Source organism: Helicobacter sp. 23-1044, from assembly GCF_053654695.1.
Window position 1 is genome coordinate 97,263 of record NZ_JBSIUQ010000004.1, and the last position, 17,409, is coordinate 114,671.

Annotated in this window: 18 protein-coding genes and 4 tRNA genes; 10 read left to right on the forward strand and 12 right to left on the reverse strand. The window is 42.3% G+C overall.

Annotated features, from left to right (window positions below; genetic code table 11):
• Positions 1-20: 20 nt before the first annotated feature.
• From ACWIUD_RS05230 to fdhD, 7 genes are all read left to right on the forward strand, one after another.
• Positions 21-1,751 carry a 4Fe-4S dicluster domain-containing protein gene (locus tag ACWIUD_RS05230; RefSeq protein ID WP_454147384.1) on the forward strand — a complete coding sequence of 577 codons (1,731 nt, stop codon included), beginning with the start codon at positions 21-23 and terminating at the stop codon, positions 1,749-1,751.
• On the forward strand, positions 1,748-2,554 hold the full coding sequence (locus ACWIUD_RS05235) for a TorD/DmsD family molecular chaperone (RefSeq protein ID WP_454147386.1): 807 nt from the start codon (positions 1,748-1,750) through the stop codon (positions 2,552-2,554). The genes ACWIUD_RS05230 and ACWIUD_RS05235 overlap by 4 nt, the downstream gene beginning before the upstream one ends.
• A gap of 97 nt (positions 2,555-2,651) precedes the next feature.
• On the forward strand, positions 2,652-2,861 hold the full coding sequence (locus ACWIUD_RS05240) for a twin-arginine translocation signal domain-containing protein (protein ID WP_454147388.1): 210 nt from the start codon (positions 2,652-2,654) through the stop codon (positions 2,859-2,861).
• Positions 2,862-3,033: 172 nt separating this feature from the next.
• A complete protein-coding gene (locus ACWIUD_RS05245; protein WP_454147444.1) occupies positions 3,034-5,850 on the forward strand; it encodes a molybdopterin-dependent oxidoreductase in 2,817 nt (938 codons plus the stop codon).
• Between the two features lie 15 nt (positions 5,851-5,865).
• Positions 5,866-6,495, forward strand: coding sequence for a formate dehydrogenase FDH3 subunit beta (fdh3B, locus tag ACWIUD_RS05250; protein ID WP_454147390.1), 630 nt, complete (start codon positions 5,866-5,868; stop codon positions 6,493-6,495).
• Positions 6,496-6,513: 18 nt separating this feature from the next.
• Positions 6,514-7,551, forward strand: a complete 1,038-nt coding sequence (locus ACWIUD_RS05255) for a formate dehydrogenase subunit gamma (RefSeq protein WP_454147392.1) — start codon at positions 6,514-6,516, stop codon at positions 7,549-7,551.
• Positions 7,538-8,569, forward strand: a complete 1,032-nt coding sequence (gene fdhD / locus ACWIUD_RS05260) for a formate dehydrogenase accessory sulfurtransferase FdhD (RefSeq protein ID WP_454147394.1) — start codon at positions 7,538-7,540, stop codon at positions 8,567-8,569. Before ACWIUD_RS05255 ends, fdhD begins: the two co-directional genes overlap by 14 nt.
• Here the strand turns inward: fdhD and ACWIUD_RS05265 are convergent.
• Positions 8,564-8,785 (reverse strand): hypothetical protein, encoded by a 222-nt coding sequence (locus ACWIUD_RS05265; protein WP_454147396.1) that lies wholly within the window; start codon positions 8,783-8,785, stop codon positions 8,564-8,566. The two genes, fdhD and ACWIUD_RS05265, sit on opposite strands and share 6 nt — an antisense overlap.
• A gap of 37 nt (positions 8,786-8,822) precedes the next feature.
• Positions 8,823-9,152: a hypothetical protein gene (locus ACWIUD_RS05270; protein ID WP_454147398.1), complete on the reverse strand. Its 330-nt coding sequence runs from the start codon at positions 9,150-9,152 to the stop codon at positions 8,823-8,825.
• On the opposite strand from ACWIUD_RS05270, the gene ACWIUD_RS05275 reads away from it, so the two are divergent.
• Positions 9,141-10,019 (forward strand): glycosyltransferase, encoded by an 879-nt coding sequence (locus ACWIUD_RS05275; protein ID WP_454147400.1) that lies wholly within the window; start codon positions 9,141-9,143, stop codon positions 10,017-10,019. The two genes, ACWIUD_RS05270 and ACWIUD_RS05275, sit on opposite strands and share 12 nt — an antisense overlap.
• Before the next feature lie 53 nt (positions 10,020-10,072).
• On the opposite strand, the gene ACWIUD_RS05280 is transcribed toward ACWIUD_RS05275, so the two are convergent.
• The 3 genes from ACWIUD_RS05280 to ACWIUD_RS05290 all read right to left on the reverse strand — a co-directional run bounded on the left by ACWIUD_RS05280 (position 10,073) and on the right by ACWIUD_RS05290 (position 13,460).
• Positions 10,073-11,302, reverse strand: coding sequence for a glutamate-5-semialdehyde dehydrogenase (locus tag ACWIUD_RS05280; RefSeq protein ID WP_454147402.1), 1,230 nt, complete (start codon positions 11,300-11,302; stop codon positions 10,073-10,075).
• Positions 11,303-11,376: 74 nt separating this feature from the next.
• Positions 11,377-12,870 carry an outer membrane family protein gene (locus ACWIUD_RS05285; RefSeq protein ID WP_454147404.1) on the reverse strand — a complete coding sequence of 498 codons (1,494 nt, stop codon included), beginning with the start codon at positions 12,868-12,870 and terminating at the stop codon, positions 11,377-11,379.
• Positions 12,867-13,460, reverse strand: coding sequence for a hypothetical protein (locus ACWIUD_RS05290; protein ID WP_454147406.1), 594 nt, complete (start codon positions 13,458-13,460; stop codon positions 12,867-12,869). Before ACWIUD_RS05290 ends, ACWIUD_RS05285 begins: the two co-directional genes overlap by 4 nt.
• Positions 13,461-13,607: 147 nt before the next feature.
• On the opposite strand from ACWIUD_RS05290, the gene fliQ reads away from it, so the two are divergent.
• Positions 13,608-13,874: a flagellar biosynthesis protein FliQ gene (gene fliQ, locus ACWIUD_RS05295; protein WP_454133768.1), complete on the forward strand. Its 267-nt coding sequence runs from the start codon at positions 13,608-13,610 to the stop codon at positions 13,872-13,874.
• A 33-nt stretch (positions 13,875-13,907) separates the two neighbouring features.
• Complete coding sequence (locus ACWIUD_RS05300; RefSeq protein ID WP_454147408.1) at positions 13,908-14,711, forward strand: UDP-N-acetylmuramate dehydrogenase; 804 nt, start codon at positions 13,908-13,910, stop codon at positions 14,709-14,711.
• 47 nt (positions 14,712-14,758) lie between these two features.
• Here the strand turns inward: ACWIUD_RS05300 and ACWIUD_RS05305 are convergent.
• The 7 genes from ACWIUD_RS05305 to ACWIUD_RS05335 all read right to left on the reverse strand — a co-directional run bounded on the left by ACWIUD_RS05305 (position 14,759) and on the right by ACWIUD_RS05335 (position 17,328).
• Positions 14,759-14,835 (reverse strand) — tRNA-Arg (locus tag ACWIUD_RS05305).
• Positions 14,836-14,840: 5 nt separating this feature from the next.
• Positions 14,841-15,047 (reverse strand): hypothetical protein, encoded by a 207-nt coding sequence (locus ACWIUD_RS05310; protein WP_454147410.1) that lies wholly within the window; start codon positions 15,045-15,047, stop codon positions 14,841-14,843.
• Positions 15,048-15,128: 81 nt separating this feature from the next.
• Positions 15,129-15,205: transfer RNA gene (locus tag ACWIUD_RS05315), tRNA-Arg, on the reverse strand.
• A 12-nt stretch (positions 15,206-15,217) separates the two neighbouring features.
• A tRNA-His gene (locus tag ACWIUD_RS05320) sits at positions 15,218-15,294 on the reverse strand.
• 23 nt (positions 15,295-15,317) lie between these two features.
• Positions 15,318-15,395, reverse strand: a tRNA-Pro gene (locus tag ACWIUD_RS05325).
• Positions 15,396-15,529: 134 nt separating this feature from the next.
• On the reverse strand, positions 15,530-16,519 hold the full coding sequence (locus tag ACWIUD_RS05330; protein WP_454147412.1) for a glyceraldehyde 3-phosphate dehydrogenase NAD-binding domain-containing protein: 990 nt from the start codon (positions 16,517-16,519) through the stop codon (positions 15,530-15,532).
• Positions 16,516-17,328, reverse strand: coding sequence for a hypothetical protein (locus ACWIUD_RS05335; RefSeq protein WP_454133760.1), 813 nt, complete (start codon positions 17,326-17,328; stop codon positions 16,516-16,518). Before ACWIUD_RS05335 ends, ACWIUD_RS05330 begins: the two co-directional genes overlap by 4 nt.
• Between the last annotated feature and the right edge of the window lie 81 nt (positions 17,329-17,409).

The window sequence follows — 17,409 nt, forward strand, 5'->3', positions numbered from 1 at the left end:
TTAAAGATTTTGGGGAATAAATGGATTTTCAGTTTTCTAGCATTTTGGGCGCAAATACCAAAAGCGATATAGCGGTGGATAACACGCTTCTTATCGTGGGAAATAGCGATTTGGCGCGGGATTTTGCGAATGCAAATAGCGATAAATATAAAATCAAAATTTTGCCTTTTATAAGCGATTACAGCGGGAGTTTGGGGGATTTTTGCGTGAATTTTGGCGAATCTAGCGCAAGTTTTCGTGAATCTATGATAGATTCGCCGTTAGATTTGCGCGAATCTAGCGTAGATTCGCACGAATCCAAAACCCAAACTTTCGCACAAATCGCCTTTTTTAGCGCGTTTGACAAAAACAAAAAGCCACAATTGGGCGTCCATTTTGTAAGCGATTATGAAAACAATGAAGCGTTATGCGATGAAATTGACGCGCTCATCGGGGATTTTAGCTTTGAAAAAACCATTTTATTTGATGAGAAAAAATGCCAATATTTTCACAGAGACAAAACAGAATTTGCCTACTGCAAGGACTGCGTAGCGGTTTGTCCTACGATGGCAATTAGCGCAAATGACACAAAACGCGAACTGATTTTTTCGCAGGTGGATTGTGTGCTGTGCGGTAAATGCGTGGCAGTTTGCCCAAGTGGCGCGATGAATAAGGCAAATGCAACGCTTACAAATCTCAATAAGGCGTTGAAATATTTTAAGAGCAAAATCGCCGTTGTGTGCGAGAGTAAGGGCGATTTTGAAAAGTTTATAAAAAACGCAGAATCTACCACAAATAGCAATGCAAATTCTAGTATTGTGAGCGAAAAATCGGGGTTGCGAAGTTGTGAGCGAGAAAATAGAACTGATGGTTCATTGACGAAGCGAACAACAAGTCTCCCCGATTTGTCGCCACAAGATGAATTTGCTAACGATTTTGCGCCACTTATTTTGCCAAGCATAAATTTGCTAAACGAATCTTATCTAATCTCTATTTTGCAAGAGAGTGGGCGAATCTGCGTCCTTTTTGGCGAAATAGATTCGCATTTAAAAGAATGCGTAGAATTTATAAATGAGCTTTATAAGCGTGTAGTAGGGCAAAAAGCAGTATTTATCGCAGAATCTGCCCCAATTTCGCAAGATTCTGCGAATTTGCAGAATGTGGATTGCCACGAAGTCGTGCCGACTTCTCGCAATGACGAATTAAGCGCAGAATCTTCGCATTTGCCACATTATCATTATGAAATTAGCGACAATGAATTTTTGCGCCAAACTTTCGCAAATCGTGTGCGATTCTTAACCAAAGAGCGCGATTTTGGAATGCTTGAAAATAGCGCGAATCTAATCTACACGGACTTAAAAATCAACGCGGACAAATGCACACTTTGCAATGCCTGCGTTGAATCCTGCAACACACGCGCCTTAATCAACGCAAAGGACAGCTTTACGCTTCTTTTAAATCCATCGCTTTGCACGGCGTGCGGATATTGCGTGGATACTTGTGCAGAAAACTGCCTTGAAATGAGCTTAAAAGGCTATGGCTTAAATGAATCGTTTCTAAATTACAGGGTTTTAGCGCAAGATGAGCCTTTTAAATGCGTAGAATGCGGGACAATCTTTGCTACAAATAAAGCGATAAATAAAGTCAAAAGCATTTTAAGTCCCGCATTTATGGGCGATTCAACCAAATTAAAATCGCTAGAATGTTGCGAAAAATGCAAGGTAAAAATTATGTTTGAAAAATCCACAAATTTCGTAGGCGGTGCGAATTGAAACGCGTTTTGCAGCCAAAAAATCACGCGCAAGTCGCTACAAGCTCAAACTCTATGCTAAATTTGGGGCTAAATCAAGCCCGTGCGCTTTATTATGACTTTTTTGCGGGATTTTTTCTGTTTGAATTGTTGGATTCGCGTTTTGATTTATTTCAAAAGCAAATTGATATTTTGGCGATTTCGCCCCTAAATGAAGCGGATTTGGCGCATTTTACCGCACTTAAAAGCTATCTTAAAAATGCAAGTTTGGCGGATTTGAAGCGCGAATATTCGCAGACTTTTGATATACCCTTTGGCGCAAGTGGTGGCAATTTAGCGAATAAAAACGCAGAATCTAGCGCAGAATCTAAAAACGCAGAATCTAGCGCAGATTTCGACGAATCCGCCGAATTTGAGCGACTTCACAAAACGCTAAACGCCCTCCCAAAAGGGCAGATTTTTCTCTACCTGTCGCATTATGTCGAGGGTTGCTTAAATGGAAGCAGTTTGCTAAAAGCAAAGCAGTTAGTCAAACAAACGCGTTTTCGCCTAAATAGCGATGGATTCAAAGAGAGCGAAGAGCATTTTGGCTTTTTGCTACTTTTTATGCGGTATTTGTTGCAAGATTCGTGCGAAAACACAAATTTACTCAAATCTAGCTCGGATTTAGGCGTGAATCCAAACGCATTTTTCAATGAATGCCTACGCCCGATGGCATCAATTATTGCAGATTTGCTGATAAAAAGAGATGATTTGCCCTGCTATTATCACATAGGCGCAATTTTAGCGCATTTCATCGCATTAGAGGAGGAAATATGTAGTTAGGAAAATTGCGATATTTTCGCTCAAATTTTTGGTTTGTCAAAGATTTGCGCGAGAGTATCAAAACTCTTAAATTTCAAAAAGTAAAGGAGATTTCACAATGTCAAAGCATATTAGCGCAACTTCGCGCAGAAACTTTGTCAAAGCAGCCGCGCTTGGCGGTGCGGTAGTGGCGGTAGGCTCACTTGCTGGTTGCTCTAAAAAAGGTGAGGCGCAAAGCGCGGTAATCAAAGGAAAAAGCAAAAAGCAAGAGATTTTGTATCGAGGCGATACGAAGCAGTGGCAGGAATATTTTGCGGTGGCAAAATAAAAAAATTCGTCTTTGGGTATGCGATTGCGTAGATTTGCAAAATTTCGGGGTTTCGCAGACTTCAAGTCTAGTCTCAACCCCAAAATTTTACAAAAACTCCACAAGCCATACCGCAAATACTAGAATTTGGCGTTTTGGTAGTAATTTTCATAAAATAAAAGGGAGAGAAATTATGAGTGAGATTAAGACAAATTCACGCCGTTCATTTCTAAAATTCTCCGCATTAGCTGGTGTAGCTGGGATTAGCGGGGCATTTGGCGATGATAGTGAGCGTGTGATTAGGCAGGCAAAAGAGAGTGAGTTAAAGCAAAAATACACCGACATTCAGCGCATTAAAACGATTTGCACACACTGCTCAGTGGGGTGCGGAATCATCGCCGAAGTAAAAGACGGCGTGTGGGTGCGACAAGAACCCGCGCAAGACCACCCAATTTCTTTGGGTGGGCATTGTTGCAAGGGCGCGGATTTAATCGATAGGGCGCGAAGTGAGACTAGACTTCGCTATCCTGTGGAAAAAGTCGGCGGACAATGGCAACGCGTTAGCTGGGAAGATTCGATGGATAAGATTAGCAAAAAGTTAATGCAGATTCGCGATGAAAGCGGACCTGATGCGGTTATGTTTATCGGCAGTGCTAAGTGTTCAAATGAGCAGATTTACTATATCCGCAAGTTTTTGGCATTTTTTGGGACAAATAATTTAGACCACTGCAATCGCGTTTGCCACTCGCCAACCGTGGCAGGTGTGGCAAATGTCTTTGGCTATGGCGGTATGACAAATCACATCGCCGATATGATGTTTTCAAAATATATTCTAATCATTGGCGCAAATCCTGCTGTGAATCACCCCGTCTCAATGGTGCATATTTTGCGCTCAAAAGAGAGAGGTTGTAAGCTTGTGTGCGTAGACCCGCGATTTACCAAAACGGCTGCAAAATGCAACGAATTTCATCGAATCCGCAGCGGCACAGACATTGCCTTTGCCTACGGGCTTTTGCACCATATCATCAAGCGCAAACTTTATGATGAAAAATATCTAAAAGAGCGCGTGGATGGCTATGAGGAAATCATCAAAGAAGCGATGAAATTCCCACCCGAAGAAGTAGCGGATATTACGGGCATACCGGCGGATTCGATTCGCCATATCGCAGAAGAGATGGCAAAGGCAAAGCCCGCTTGCATTATTTGGAATCAAGGGCTAACTCAGCACACCACCGCTAGCTCAAATACGCGCATTATGCCTATTTTGCAAATGTTTTTAGGCAATATTGGCAAAAATGGCGGGGGCGTAAATATTTTACGCGGACACGATAATGTGCAAGGGAGCTCCGATATGGGCGCGAATCCTGACATTTTGCCCGGTTATTATCCGCTGACAGAGGCGAATTGGCGACATTTTGCAAAGCATTGGTATGTGGATTATGAGTGGCTAAAAGGGCGATTCAAAAGCAAAGAGATGATGGAAAAGACGGGCTATGCGATTACGACTTGGAAATTCAATATCACAGAATCTGAAAATATCGCAAACAACGGCGGTGCGAAGATTCGCGCACTTGTGGTAATTGGCACGGGGATGACGACTTCTTCGCTACTTCATTTGCATCAACAAGCATTAAATGAAATGGAGCTAGTGGTGTTTATCGACCCTTATGTGAATGATTTTGCCGTGTATTCGGATAGAAAAGATGGCATTTTTTGTTTGCCAGCGGCTAGTCAAATGGAAACAAGCGGTTGTTTGGCTGCGACAAATCGTAGCTATCAGTGGCGAAGCAAAGTCATTGAGCCGATGTTTGAATGTCGCCCCGATGAGGAAATACTCTTTGATTTTGCAAAAAGAATGGGCTTTTTAGAGGAATATCAACGCGCCCTTTATGAAAATGCAAAAAAAGATGGGCGAGATAAATTTATATGGCCAGATGACGCGACAACGGAGCTAACGCAAAGTATTCGCTCCATTGGTTTGCAAGGAATGAGTGCGAAACGCCTAAAAGCACATCAAGAAAATTGGCATTTATTTGATAAAGTCACACTTGAAGGCAGAGGACCATTTAAGGGCGAATATTACGGCTTGCCGTGGCCTTGCTGGAGTGATAAACACCCCGGGACGCCTGTATTTTATGATGATACAAAGCCTGTAATGCGCGGTGGAATGGGCTTTCGCGTAAATTGGGGCGAAAAGAGCCAAGCCACAGGCAAATCTATGCTCTCCCCGCATAAATTGCCAAATGCAAAAGTGGCTGGACACCCGCCCGTAAGTGCTGAAAATATCGAATCTTTGGGCGCAAAACTTACTCAAAATGAAAAAGAAGCAATCAAAGGGCACACCGCAGCAGTGGGCTTTGGCAATAATATTTTGGCAGAAAAAGCACTTGAAGCGGGACTTTGCCCCTATGGCAATGGTAAGGCAAGGGCTGTGGCGTGGAATTATTATGACAAAATACCGCTCCATAGAGAGCCACTGCATTCATTTAGGGGCGATTTGGTGGATAAATATCCTAGCTTCCCCGATAAAAAAGACCATTTTAGGGCAAATATCAAATATCGCTCACGCCAAAAAGAAAAAGATTGGGTAAAAGAATATCCTATCAATATGCTATCCGGGCGAATGGTAGCGCATATGGGGACGGGAGCTGAGACTAGAAGCGCGAAATATTTGGCAGAAGTGGAGGGCGATATGTTTGCGGAGATTCACCCTGACAAAGCCGCTGAGCTAAATATCAAAAACGGCGATTTGATTTGGATACACGGCACGATGGATACAAAAATCCTAGTCCCAGCCAAAATCTCGCGCAGAGTGGATTATAATAGCATTTGGCTACCGCAAAACTTCTCAGGTATGGACCAAGGCAAATCGCGCTTAGATTTATATCCAAAAGGCACAGAACCCTATGCGATAGGCGAATCGGCAAGTATGGTTAGTAGCTATGGATTTGATTATAACACCGCGTGTCCTGAATCAAAAAGCGGTTTGTGCAGAATCGAAAAAGCATAATTTAAGGGGGATAAAATGAATGAAGAAATGTTTGGATTAAACGAATCACCGCGGACGCGGGTGAAATTTTACTGCGATGAAAATCGCTGTATTGATTGCCACGGCTGTGATGTGGCGTGCAAAGAAGCGCATCATTTGCCTGTGGGCGTGAATCGTAGGCGCGTTGTCGTGCTAAATGAGGGCATTGTTGGCGCAGAAAAGGCGATTTCAATCGCTTGTATGCACTGCGCAGACGCGCCTTGCGCGAAAGTCTGCCCTGTGGATTGTTTTTATATCCGCGCTGATGGGATTGTCCTGCACGACAAAAAAACCTGCATTGGTTGCGGATACTGCCTTTATGCTTGTCCTTTTGGCGCACCACAATTCCCAAAAAGCGATGTTTTTGGCTCACGCGGTGCGATGGATAAATGCACATTTTGTGCTGGAGGACCTGAGGAAACACATAGCGATGAGGAAATGCGCCTTTATGGGCAAAATCGCATTGCAGAGGGCAGAGTCCCTGCGTGTGCGGCTATGTGTAGCACAAAAGCATTGCTTGCAGGCGGTAGCGAAGCGGTAAGCGCGATAATCCGTGAGCGCGTCTCATACAAAGGCAGTGGCGCACCTGTGATTCCATACTCGTGGCAAAAAGCCTATAATGACTAGTTTCGCGGAGTGTGGCTTATGAAAATGAAATTTTTTGGTGCGAATCTTTTGTGTGCGATTTTTGTGCTACTATTTGCCCCAAATATCGCTTTGGCAGATGCAGAAAATAGCGATTTTCACACGATTGATTTGGGTTACAACAAAAATATTTATGGCACGAAGCAAATCGAAGCGATTAAAAATTGGGGGCTAAATACGCAGACTTCGGGCGTTATTAGCGATTCGGTGCTATCAAATAATGGCGTTAGCATTGATAGGCTAAATAATGGCGAGAAAATCAGCGGGATTCGCGCGTGGAATGGGCTTGGCGAACTTTTCACAATTTTGCAAGAGAAATATTTTGCGGTGATTTTTTTGTGTATTGTGCTATTTCTCCCGCTTGCGTTTTTGGGGCATAATAAGATGATTGGCACAAGGCGGTATAATCATAACTCAAAAATCAAAGTTTTTAGCAAATACAATATTTTGGTGCATTGGTTTGCTGCTGTGCCGTGTATGATTATCTGCGTAACGGGGCTTATGATGGTTTTTGGCGCGTATTTGGGCGGTGGTGCGCTTGTGCGATTTGCAAGGGATTTGCACGGGCTTTGCACGCCCATTTTTGCGGTATTTGGGACTTTGATGTTTTTGATGTGGATAAAAGACTGCCTTCCAAAGTGGCACGATGCAAAGTGGGCGATGATAATGGGCGGATATTGGGATAAAACAGACCGCTTAATCCCCGCGCATAAATTTAACGCAGGGCAAAAAGTGTGGTTTTGGGTGGCGTCATTTGGCGGGATTTTGATGGTGGCAACGGGCGCGCTTATGTTTTTTCAGCCTGTGGATATTAACACTCTGCGCTTAACTGCGATGATACACAATGTCGTGGGGATGGCGTTTTGGGGGATGCTAATCACGCATATTTATATGGCGGTATTTGCGATTGAAGGGGCGTTAGAGGCGATGATAAGCGGAAATATGAGCGAGGAAGAGCTATCGATGCTACATAGCATTTACTATGATGAGCTAAAAACTAATGGCAAATTAGAGGGAATGCGAGTTGCCGTGCATTAAAGATTCTGCGAAATGTGGAGATTCTGCGTTTTGTGAAGATTCTGCGGTAGATTCTGCGAATTATGGCGGAAAAAACGCAGAATCTGCGGTGGATTCTGCGAATTATGGCGGAAAAAACGCAGAATCTGCGGTGGATTTTGGGGGAGATTCTGCGATTTGCGAGGATTTTGTGGTAGATTCTGCATTTTGCGAAGATTCTGCGATTTTCGTAGAATCTAGCGAGTTTGTTTTGCAAGTGCCGATTTTGCGCGTAAATAGCGCAGATTCTGCGATAGATTCTGCGACAAACTTCACAAACAAGAGCGATTTCATCATCAAAGAAGAGCGCGTTAGCTTTTATCTAAATGGCAGTAAAATCATCTCTACAATGTGTCTGCCAAGCGACCAAGATGCGCATATTTTGGGCTTTTTGTTTAATGAAGGCGTGATTGAAACTTATAGCGATGTGAAAAGCATAAAAATCGCGCAAGATGGGCTAAGCGTCTTTATGGAGGCAAAGATAAATGAGGCAAATATCGCAAATCTATACCACGAAAAAACGCTTACTTCGGGCTGTTGCGTGGGGGTTAGCGCGAATTTTGAGGGGCGGATTTTGCAAAAATTTGTCAGCTCCAAAGCGCGATTTAGCATTGAATTTTTAAGCCAAAAAATCGCCGAGTTTGAGAGAGAAAGCGAGCTTTTTAATCTCACAGGTTGCGTTCATAAAGTGATGATTTTTTGTGGCAATCGCGCCTTTGTTAGCGAAGACATAGGGCGACACAACGCGCTTGATAAGGCAATCGGCAAGGCGATTATGGCAGAAGCAGATTTGAGTAACGCAGTGCTAATTGTAAGCGGGAGATTATCAATGGAGATGGTAATCAAATGCGCGATGAGTGGCATTCCGCTAGTCATCTCACGCGCTGCAACCACTGCACTAGGCATAAAATCCGCCCTAAAATTAGGCATAACTTTGATAGGCTTTGCGAGAAATGGCAAACTAAATATCTACACACATAAAGGGCGAATCGACCTATAAATTGCGCTTTTGTGGGGCAATTTGTCTTTGGGTATTCAATTCACACGAAGTTTGCCGTCCTTGCGTCGTCAATGAACCACTAGTTCTATTTCCTAGCAAGGCAGCAAACTTCGTGCAAAGCAACACCGCAAAATACTTCGATTGTTGCTTCACTTCGTTTGCAAATTCTACGAATTGTGATTCGTTGCACGAATCAAATTTTAAATAATCCGTCATTGCGAGAAGTCGCAATTTTAAGGGCGTTCGTGGCAATCTAATTTTTAGATTCTGCGATTTTCGTGCGAGATTCTGCGAATCGCAGAATCTTATTCAAACGCAAAATTATAAAATTCGCAGAATCTGACAATACATTCGCAGAATCTAGCAAAATAATCGCAAAATCTGCACTAGATTCTGCGCCAAAGATTGCATAAAAATGTGGCGAAATTTTATAGATTCTGCTAAAATTGCGAAAAATTTTTAAAAGGACAAATATGCAAATCCCCCCCCCCCGATAAAAAATAGAAACACTCCAAAACTCGCCATAATCATCCCCATTTTCAACGAAGCAAAGTGCATAAGGCAGACTTATTTGCACCTGCAAAATAAAATCAACTCGCTGATTGAAAAGCAAATCATCGACAAAAATAGCGCATTGTATTTCATCGATGATGGTAGCACGGATGAGACTTGCGAGATTTTGCTCCAAGCAAAAAACGGCACGGCGCATAAGGTTATCAAACTCTCCAAAAACTACGGACAGCAAAATGCGATTTTGGCGGGGTTGAAGGTGGCGTATAAAATGCGATTTTGTTGCGCGATTAGCATTGATGGCGACTTGCAGCAAGATATTGATGCGATGGATTTGATGATTGAAAAATTTATGCGTGGCAATGAAGTCGTATTTGGCGTTCGCAAGGCATATACAAATGAAAAGGCGCGCAAGAAATACACTTCTTTTGCTTTTTATCGCTTTATGCGCGCACTTGGCGTAAATATCATTCCAAATCATATCGAGTATCGCCTACTCTCGCACAAAGCGATAAAATCACTGCTAAATTTTAGGGAAGTCAATCTATTTTTGCGTGGCATTGTGCCACTTTTGGGGTTTAAAAGTGAGATTGTTTATTACAAGCAAATGGCGCGAGCAGCGGGGGATAGCAAGTATCCGTTTGTGAAATTATTTTCTTTGGCGTTAGATGGTATTACTAGTTTTTCAATCGCGCCACTGCGGATTATGAGCGTTTTTGGTGTGATTTTATTTGCGCTGTGCGGGATTTATGGTGCGTATGCGATTTATGTGAAGTTTTTTACCGCTACGCCACTTGCGGGATGGACTTCGATGATTATGGTGCTGTTATTTTTTGGCGGAATGCAGTTTTTGGGACTTGGAATCATTGGCGAATACATTGGCAAGATTTATAAGGAAGTAAAAAGGCGTCCAATATACATAATCGATGAGATTTTATAAAAATCGCAGAATCTAGCATTTTTCGCAGAATCTAATGTTTGTTTCGCAGAATCTCACTCGCGCGCTTCGCCGTTGCCAAAAATCTTGTATTTATAGCTTACCAAACTTTCAATCCCCATAGGACCGCGTGCGTGGAGTTTGGAGGTGGATATGCCGATTTCCGCGCCAAAGCCAAACTCCCCGCCATCGCAAAATCTCGTGCTACTATTCACAAACACACACGCGCTATCTACCCAATCAGCGAATTTTTGCGCCACTGCCAAATCATTTGTCAAAATCGTCTCCGAGTGCGATGAGCCGTATTTGGCGATATGCGCTATCGCGCCCTCAAGGCAATCCACGCATTTTAGATTTACAACCAAATCATTGTATTCGTTATAAAAGTCCGAATCTTGCGCAATTTCAAGCCCGAATCGATTCGCAGTATCTTTATCAGCGCGAATCGCCACGCCATTTTTTTGCAACGCACTCACTAGCTCCGCCAAATGCGCAAAATCCTTATGCACCAAAATGCACTCAATGCTATTACACGCGGAGGGCTTGGAGATTTTGGCATTTAGGGCGATTTTTATCGCCAACTGCGCTTCGCTGTCGCTATGAATATAAAGATGGCAAACGCCCTTATCGTGCTTGATGACGGGGATTGTGCTATTTTCAGCGACAAAGCGAATGAGTTTTTCCCCACCGCGCGGGATTACCAAATCAATAATTTTATCGCATTTTAGCAACGCTTCTGTCGCCTCGCGGTTTTCCACAAAGCAAATCGCCTCTTTTGGCAAACTAAATCGCTCCAAAACTCCCTGCAAAATCGCCACAATGGCTTTGTTTGAGTTAATCGCCTCTTTGCCACCTTTCAGCACACAAACATTGCCACTTTTAAAGCACAGCGCGAATGAATCGCTTGTTACATTGGGGCGCGATTCATAAATCATCGCAATGACGCCGATAGGCACACTCACCTTTTGAATCTGTAATCCTTTATAATTCACCCAGCCCTCAATTACGCGCCCTAGCGGACTTTTTAGCCTTGCGATGTCTTTAAGCGCATTTGCGATTAAATCTATTGCGTGCGAATCTAATTTTAGTCGCTCAATCATCGGCGCAGGTAGCCCCGCAGATTTCGCACCATTTAAATCCACTGCATTTGCTTTTAAAATCATCTCTTTTTGTGCCACAATCTCATCTGCCATTGAATCTAGCACAGCGATTCGCGTGGTATTTTTTAAATTTGCGATGATTTTTTGCGCCTCTTTTGTGCGTTGTAAAAGTTCTAATAATTGCATTTTATCCCCTAAATTGCGACAGATTCTGCGATTTTTGCGCTAGATTCTGCGATTTTTACGCTAGTCTTTGAATCTCAAATCCTAAACTCCAAATATCCCTTAAAATAACTTTTATTGATTTTATTCTCCATCATATACGCGCCCACGCCACCAAAATAAAGTCCTTCAACGATTCGCCACCTTGCGCCAAGTGCGTATTGATGCTGATTTATCGTAGAATCATTTAGCAAATCATAGCTATTTTTGCCCTGCGAGTTGCGCCCTAAAAACATCATCGTCCAATTATCAATCCTAAATCCCACAAATCCATAAAAGCTCTGCGTCTCCGCAAAAAACATATTGCTAGAATTGCCCCCATTTGCGATGCCACCTGCGCCAATTATGCCATATCCTTGCGTGTTATAATCTTCAAAGCGCGAAGAGTTGCCGACATTTGCTAGCTCAAACGCCCCGCCAAAAATCCGCACATACCCCACGCCAAAGCTAACCCTTTTATCTTCGCCTCTCCACCGAAAAACTTGCTCTAACCAAAGCATTTGACTTTCATTATGATTTGAAGTAGCGTCAAAATCGCGCTTATTTTTCGCGTAGGCAAAGTGGGCGTTGCTAACGGATTGCCATTTTTTATCCGCGAAATTTATATCATAATTTATCTTGCCACCTGCCGCCCATAAATTGTTATGAAAATAATAATAATACGGCGCCACATTCACGCCCACGACACTTGCGCCCAATCCTGTGGCGATGAGCCATCTATCATCATAGCGGGTTTTAAAAATATTAAAATCGCTCATTTGCTCCCTAAATGCGCGCGCCATCTCATCTACCCAATCCATCCACACGCTAAACCACTCATAATTCGCATTCACGCTAACTCCCTGCGCAAAGTTGCGAATCCAATCTCGCCTTATTTGAAATCGCCCAGCGGTGATGTCAAACACTTCATTTTGAAACTCATCTTTTGCGATATATTTCACATTTGCGCGGTGCAGGACAAAGTTGCTATTTGGCAGTGCATAAGTGCGAATCTTGCGTGTGCCTACCAAATCCACCAATCCAAACACGCCCAAATCCAAAAATACCATTTCTTTAAAATCATAGCGCAATCCCGCCGAACCGCTGAAATTTAAAAAATGCTCACCCACGCTTTGATTCGCGCTCGTCTTACCAAAAAATCCAATATGCCCATAGACATTTTCTATTAAAGAAGGGATTTCATCGTCAGATTCTGCGTTTTTGTCGGTAGATTCGGCGTTTTTATCGCTAGATTCTGCGGTAGATTCTGCGTTTTTTGTGATTTTTTTGTAGATATTCACTAGCGCATTTTCATCATCATCGTCATTTTTGCTAACCCAATCTTTCGCATTTTCTTTATCCACCAAACCTTCTTGGATAAATCGTTGCACATCGCCACTACTTAGCTCATCATCAAGGGGTTTGCTTTCTAAAACTTCGATAGATTCGGCGGGATTTGGTGCGCTAGATTCGGCGGATAAATTCGCTGAATCTGCGCTAGATTCTGCGTTTAGCGCAAAAAGTGCGAAGCATAATGCTACAAAAATTCTCATTCTAACACCAGCGATTTTTTCTGTTTTACCAAAATATTGATTTCTTTCACAAGAGAGAGCGCGTAAAGCCTGCTAATCTCTTCTTTCGTGCCAAGCTTATTTAGCCAAACACCGCAAATATCCTTTAAATGCACCGATTGCGCGCTATCGATATCAAAGTAGTCCGCCTCGCTCAAATACGCGCTCGTATAAGTGGCACGGGCAAAATCGGTAAGTTTCACAATATAGCTCCACCCATCTTTTTTTGCCCGAGTTTTGCCCGTGTAAATCCTGCACCCCTCCGCCAAATCCGCCGAAAGCTCTTGCGGATAGACTTTGTTGCGAGTGTCGCTATCTTTGAACGCGTTTCTTTTAAGCTCGATAATCTGCGAAGTCACGGCATCTTTCGTGATGAAATAATCCACGATTTCTTTGTCGCTTAGCTTCATACTACGAAGCGCGGCGATATCGTAGGCATTGTGATTTTGCGCTACATAATCCAAAATCTCTTTATCCGTATAGCCCTTTTTCCGCGCATCCTCAAAGTCGAAATTTATCCCCGCCGCAAGGCAGATTTGACACATTAGTAAAATCACAGCAAATAAACGCATATCCCATCCTTTCAAAATTAAATTTAATATTATATAAAAAGCAAACATTATTCCGCAAGAGATTCTGCGAATTTGCTTTTAGATTCTGCGAATTTAATAAAATCTTTGTTATGATTGCAATTTTATTTTTCAACAAAAAGGGCATTTTTGGAAGCAAAATTTATCACACTAGCCATCGAAACCTACAAAATCACGCTGTTAGTATCGCTCCCATTGCTACTCACAGGGCTAATCGTGGGGCTACTAATCAGCATTTTTCAAGCCACCACGCAAATAAATGACGCCACGCTTACCTTTATACCAAAGATTTTGGCGATTATTGCGGTGCTGATTTTGACAATGCCGTGGATGCTAAATATGATTATTGATTATACAAGAATTTTGTTTAATATGATTCCAAATTTTCCCTTTTAGGTGCGTGTATTTGGCAAATTTTAGGCAATCAAAATGACTGAAAAAATAATAGATTTTTGCAAATATTCCGCCATAAAAATCGGTCCAAAAATCCCTGTAAAAATCGCGCAAAATATTGATGAAATTTTGGCATTGCAAGATTCGCACACAATCATCGGTGGCGCAAATAATATGCTTTTAAGCCCCCAAAATCACGCGCTTTTTATGCTTGGGAGCGAGTTTGATTATATCAGTGATTTGGGCGAATGTATCGAAGTGGGCGCGGGGTGCAACGCTAGGAAGGCATTTTTGTATTTTAGGGCGCAGGATTTGGGCGGATTAGAATTTTTAGGGACGATTCCGGGCAAAATGGGCGGGATTGTCAAAATGAATGCGGGAATGAAGTCCTTTGAAGTGGCAAATGCGATTCATAGTGTGTGCGAAAATGGCGTGTGGCGTGAAAATGTCGCATTTAGTTATCGCAAAAGTGCTATTAGCGGGGCAATTAGCGCGGTGCGATTTAAAAAAATATCGGGTTTTGATGAAAAAGTCGAATCGCAGTGCAAAATAATGCGAAGCAATCAGCCAAAAGGTGCTAGTGCGGGGAGTTTTTTTAGAAATCCGCGTGAAGTCCCGCGTGGATTTGAAGTGCCAAAAAGCGCGGGAGAATTGCTTGAAATGGCAGGATTTAAAGGACAAAAAATCGGGGGTGTAAAATTTAGTGAGATTCACGCAAACTTTTTGATAAACTGCGGTGGCGGGAGTTTTGCAGACGCAATCAATCTCACAAATCTCGCCAAAGACGCCGTGACGGACAAATTTAGCGTAGAGCTAAAAAGCGAAGTGGTGATTTTGTGAGATTTTTACACTTTAAATTCTACAAAAAATACAAGTTTATTCACAAGTGGCACGCTCGGCAGGACTCGAACCTGCGACCTACGGCTTAGAAGGCTGTTGCTCTATCCAGCTGAGCTACGAGCGCGTGAGTTAATAGCAAAATGATTCGCCAGAGGCGTAGCAGTTAAATTTATTGATGGTTTTTTGTGCTTGTTCTTGTGCTTCGTTTGCGACACAAACAACATATTTATCCAAATCTTGCAAATATCTTTCAACTTCTCTTTTGCAACTTTTAAAGCGATATTCATCTTCGTATGTATATTTAGAATCTACGCAATATGGCTCACTTGGTTGCATACAAAATGATACATATGCACTTGCAGAACTTATCAATATTACACAAAATAAGAAAATTTTAAACACAATAACTCCCAAAAGTGGTACGCTCGATAGGAATCGAACCCATAACCCTCAGATCCGAAGTCTGATGCTCTATCCAGTTGAGCTACGAGCGCGTGAAAAGTCGGTGGGGTGAGTGATGGGATTCGAACCCACGACCCCCAGAGCCACAATCTGGTGCTCTAACCAGCTGAACTACACTCACCGCGATTTTGCAAAAATGTGAAATGGTCGGGGTGAAAGGATTCGAACCTTCGACCCCTTGGTCCCAAACCAAGTGCGCTAACCAGACTGCGCTACACCCCGACAAATATTTTTTGCAAAATCAAAACCGCAATTTTATTAAAAACATTGTGCGATTGTCAATAATTAAAGGCGGATTTTTGCTAGATTCTGCGAATTTAGCAGTGTGAGCGCAGAATCTAGGCACAGATTCTGCGTTAAATCTCGCTTATAATATCGCACAAGCGGTTTGCATAGCCATTTTCGTTGTCAAACCAAAGCGGGATTCGCAATATTTTGCCGTTAGTTTTAATCAAATCTTTTGCGATGATTGCGCTATGTGAATCGCCTACAAAGTCGCTAGATACGCGAGATTTGCTATCAAAGGCGATAATTTGCGGATTAAAATCTAGCTCCAAAATTTCATCTATTTTTGGCGCAGAATCTAACAACAAATCCACATTGCTAAAACACACAAGCGAAGTCGGCACACGAATTGAATCGCCATAAAAATTCAAAGCATCGCCCCTAAATTCGCCAAAATCGCCAAAGATTCGCGCTAAAACTGCCCCAATCGAACTGCTAGTAGGGATAATATTTTGCGTGGCGTTGCGTGAGAGCCGCAAATCACGCGAAAAATTTGGATTATCAAGCAGATTTTGGTCGCTATTAAAAGGGTGAATCGTGCTAATATTTCCACCAAAAATCTTGTATTTTTTGCTTATCGCAAAAATCACAGGCGCGATGGCATTTGAAGTGCAGGACGCAGCGGAGAAAATCGCCTCTCCACGATATTTATCCCAATTCACACCATAGATAAAAATCGGCATATTATCCTTTGGCGGTGCGCTTAAAATCACGCGCTTTGCGCCATTTTGCAAATATTTTTGAAGCGAATCGCAATCCAAATGCACCCCGCTACACTCTACCACAATATCTGCGCCACTAAAATCATCTGTGATTTTGATTTCATCGCCATTCAAAAAAATCGTATTTTTTTTAAACTCAATGTCGCCCTTAAACTCGCCCAAAAGCGAATCGTGCTTTAATAAATACGCCAAAATCTCAAAATTTTTCACATCATAAATGTGGGAGATTTTTATATCGCTTTTTGTGTCCTTTAAATCGTTCAGCGCATTTCGATTCAAAACAGCACGAAAAAACGCCCTGCCAATGCGCCCAAATCCATTTATCGCAATCTTTTTCATTTTGCTTTCATCGTGGGTTTTAGTGTGATTGTTTTTTCGTGTATCATTTCGCCATTTTCATTTGGTTTATACACGCTAATGACTGCCTTTTTCGCCTCGCGCGCTTTTTTTATGGTGTCAGGATTGTCATTTGCCAATCGTCCGACTTCGATTCTGCGGATTTTCTCTGCGATTTTTTGCTTTTTGATGATTTCGGCGACTTGCGTGGAGTTCGCAGAATCTTTATTGATAACCGTGTAGTCGCTTAAAAGCGGTTTGCGCTCTTTTAGCTTGATATTTGAGAGATATTTTGGGATATAATCCTCCAAAATCTCGCGCTTTTTTTTGACATTTTGATAATAATTTTCGGCAAATTTATTTGCACTCGCGCTTTTTTCCCAGCTAAATCCCTTGTTATAGGACTTTATCATATCTTTCCAATTGCCATTTCGCACTTTATCCCAATATAAAAGCTCATCGATTGCGACTTTGGAGGCGAACTCATCGTCTCTAATTAGCATTTCGCCAATCACATTGCGATTAAATCCATTGTCTTTTAGCATTTGATAGCGGCGAATGACATTTGGAATTAGCGCGTGATAAAGCCCCGCACTCGGGTCTGCGAAATTCATCCTATACTCTCCGGCGCACGATTCGTGCCACGCAATCGCGGCAAGCGTGTATCCAAGCCCGTATTTTTTGCCGTAGTTGTAGGCGTAAGCGATGATTTCCTTTTGATTTGCATTAAAATCATACACGCTTCCGCATTTTCCCATAGGATTTGCATTCAATAGGGCGAAAAACGCAAAAATAATCACAATATAACGCATAAAAACCTTCTAAAAATTCTTTTAATTTTGGTAGAATTTTACTTTATTTTTTGCAAAACTTCACATAAAAAAGGAAAAACT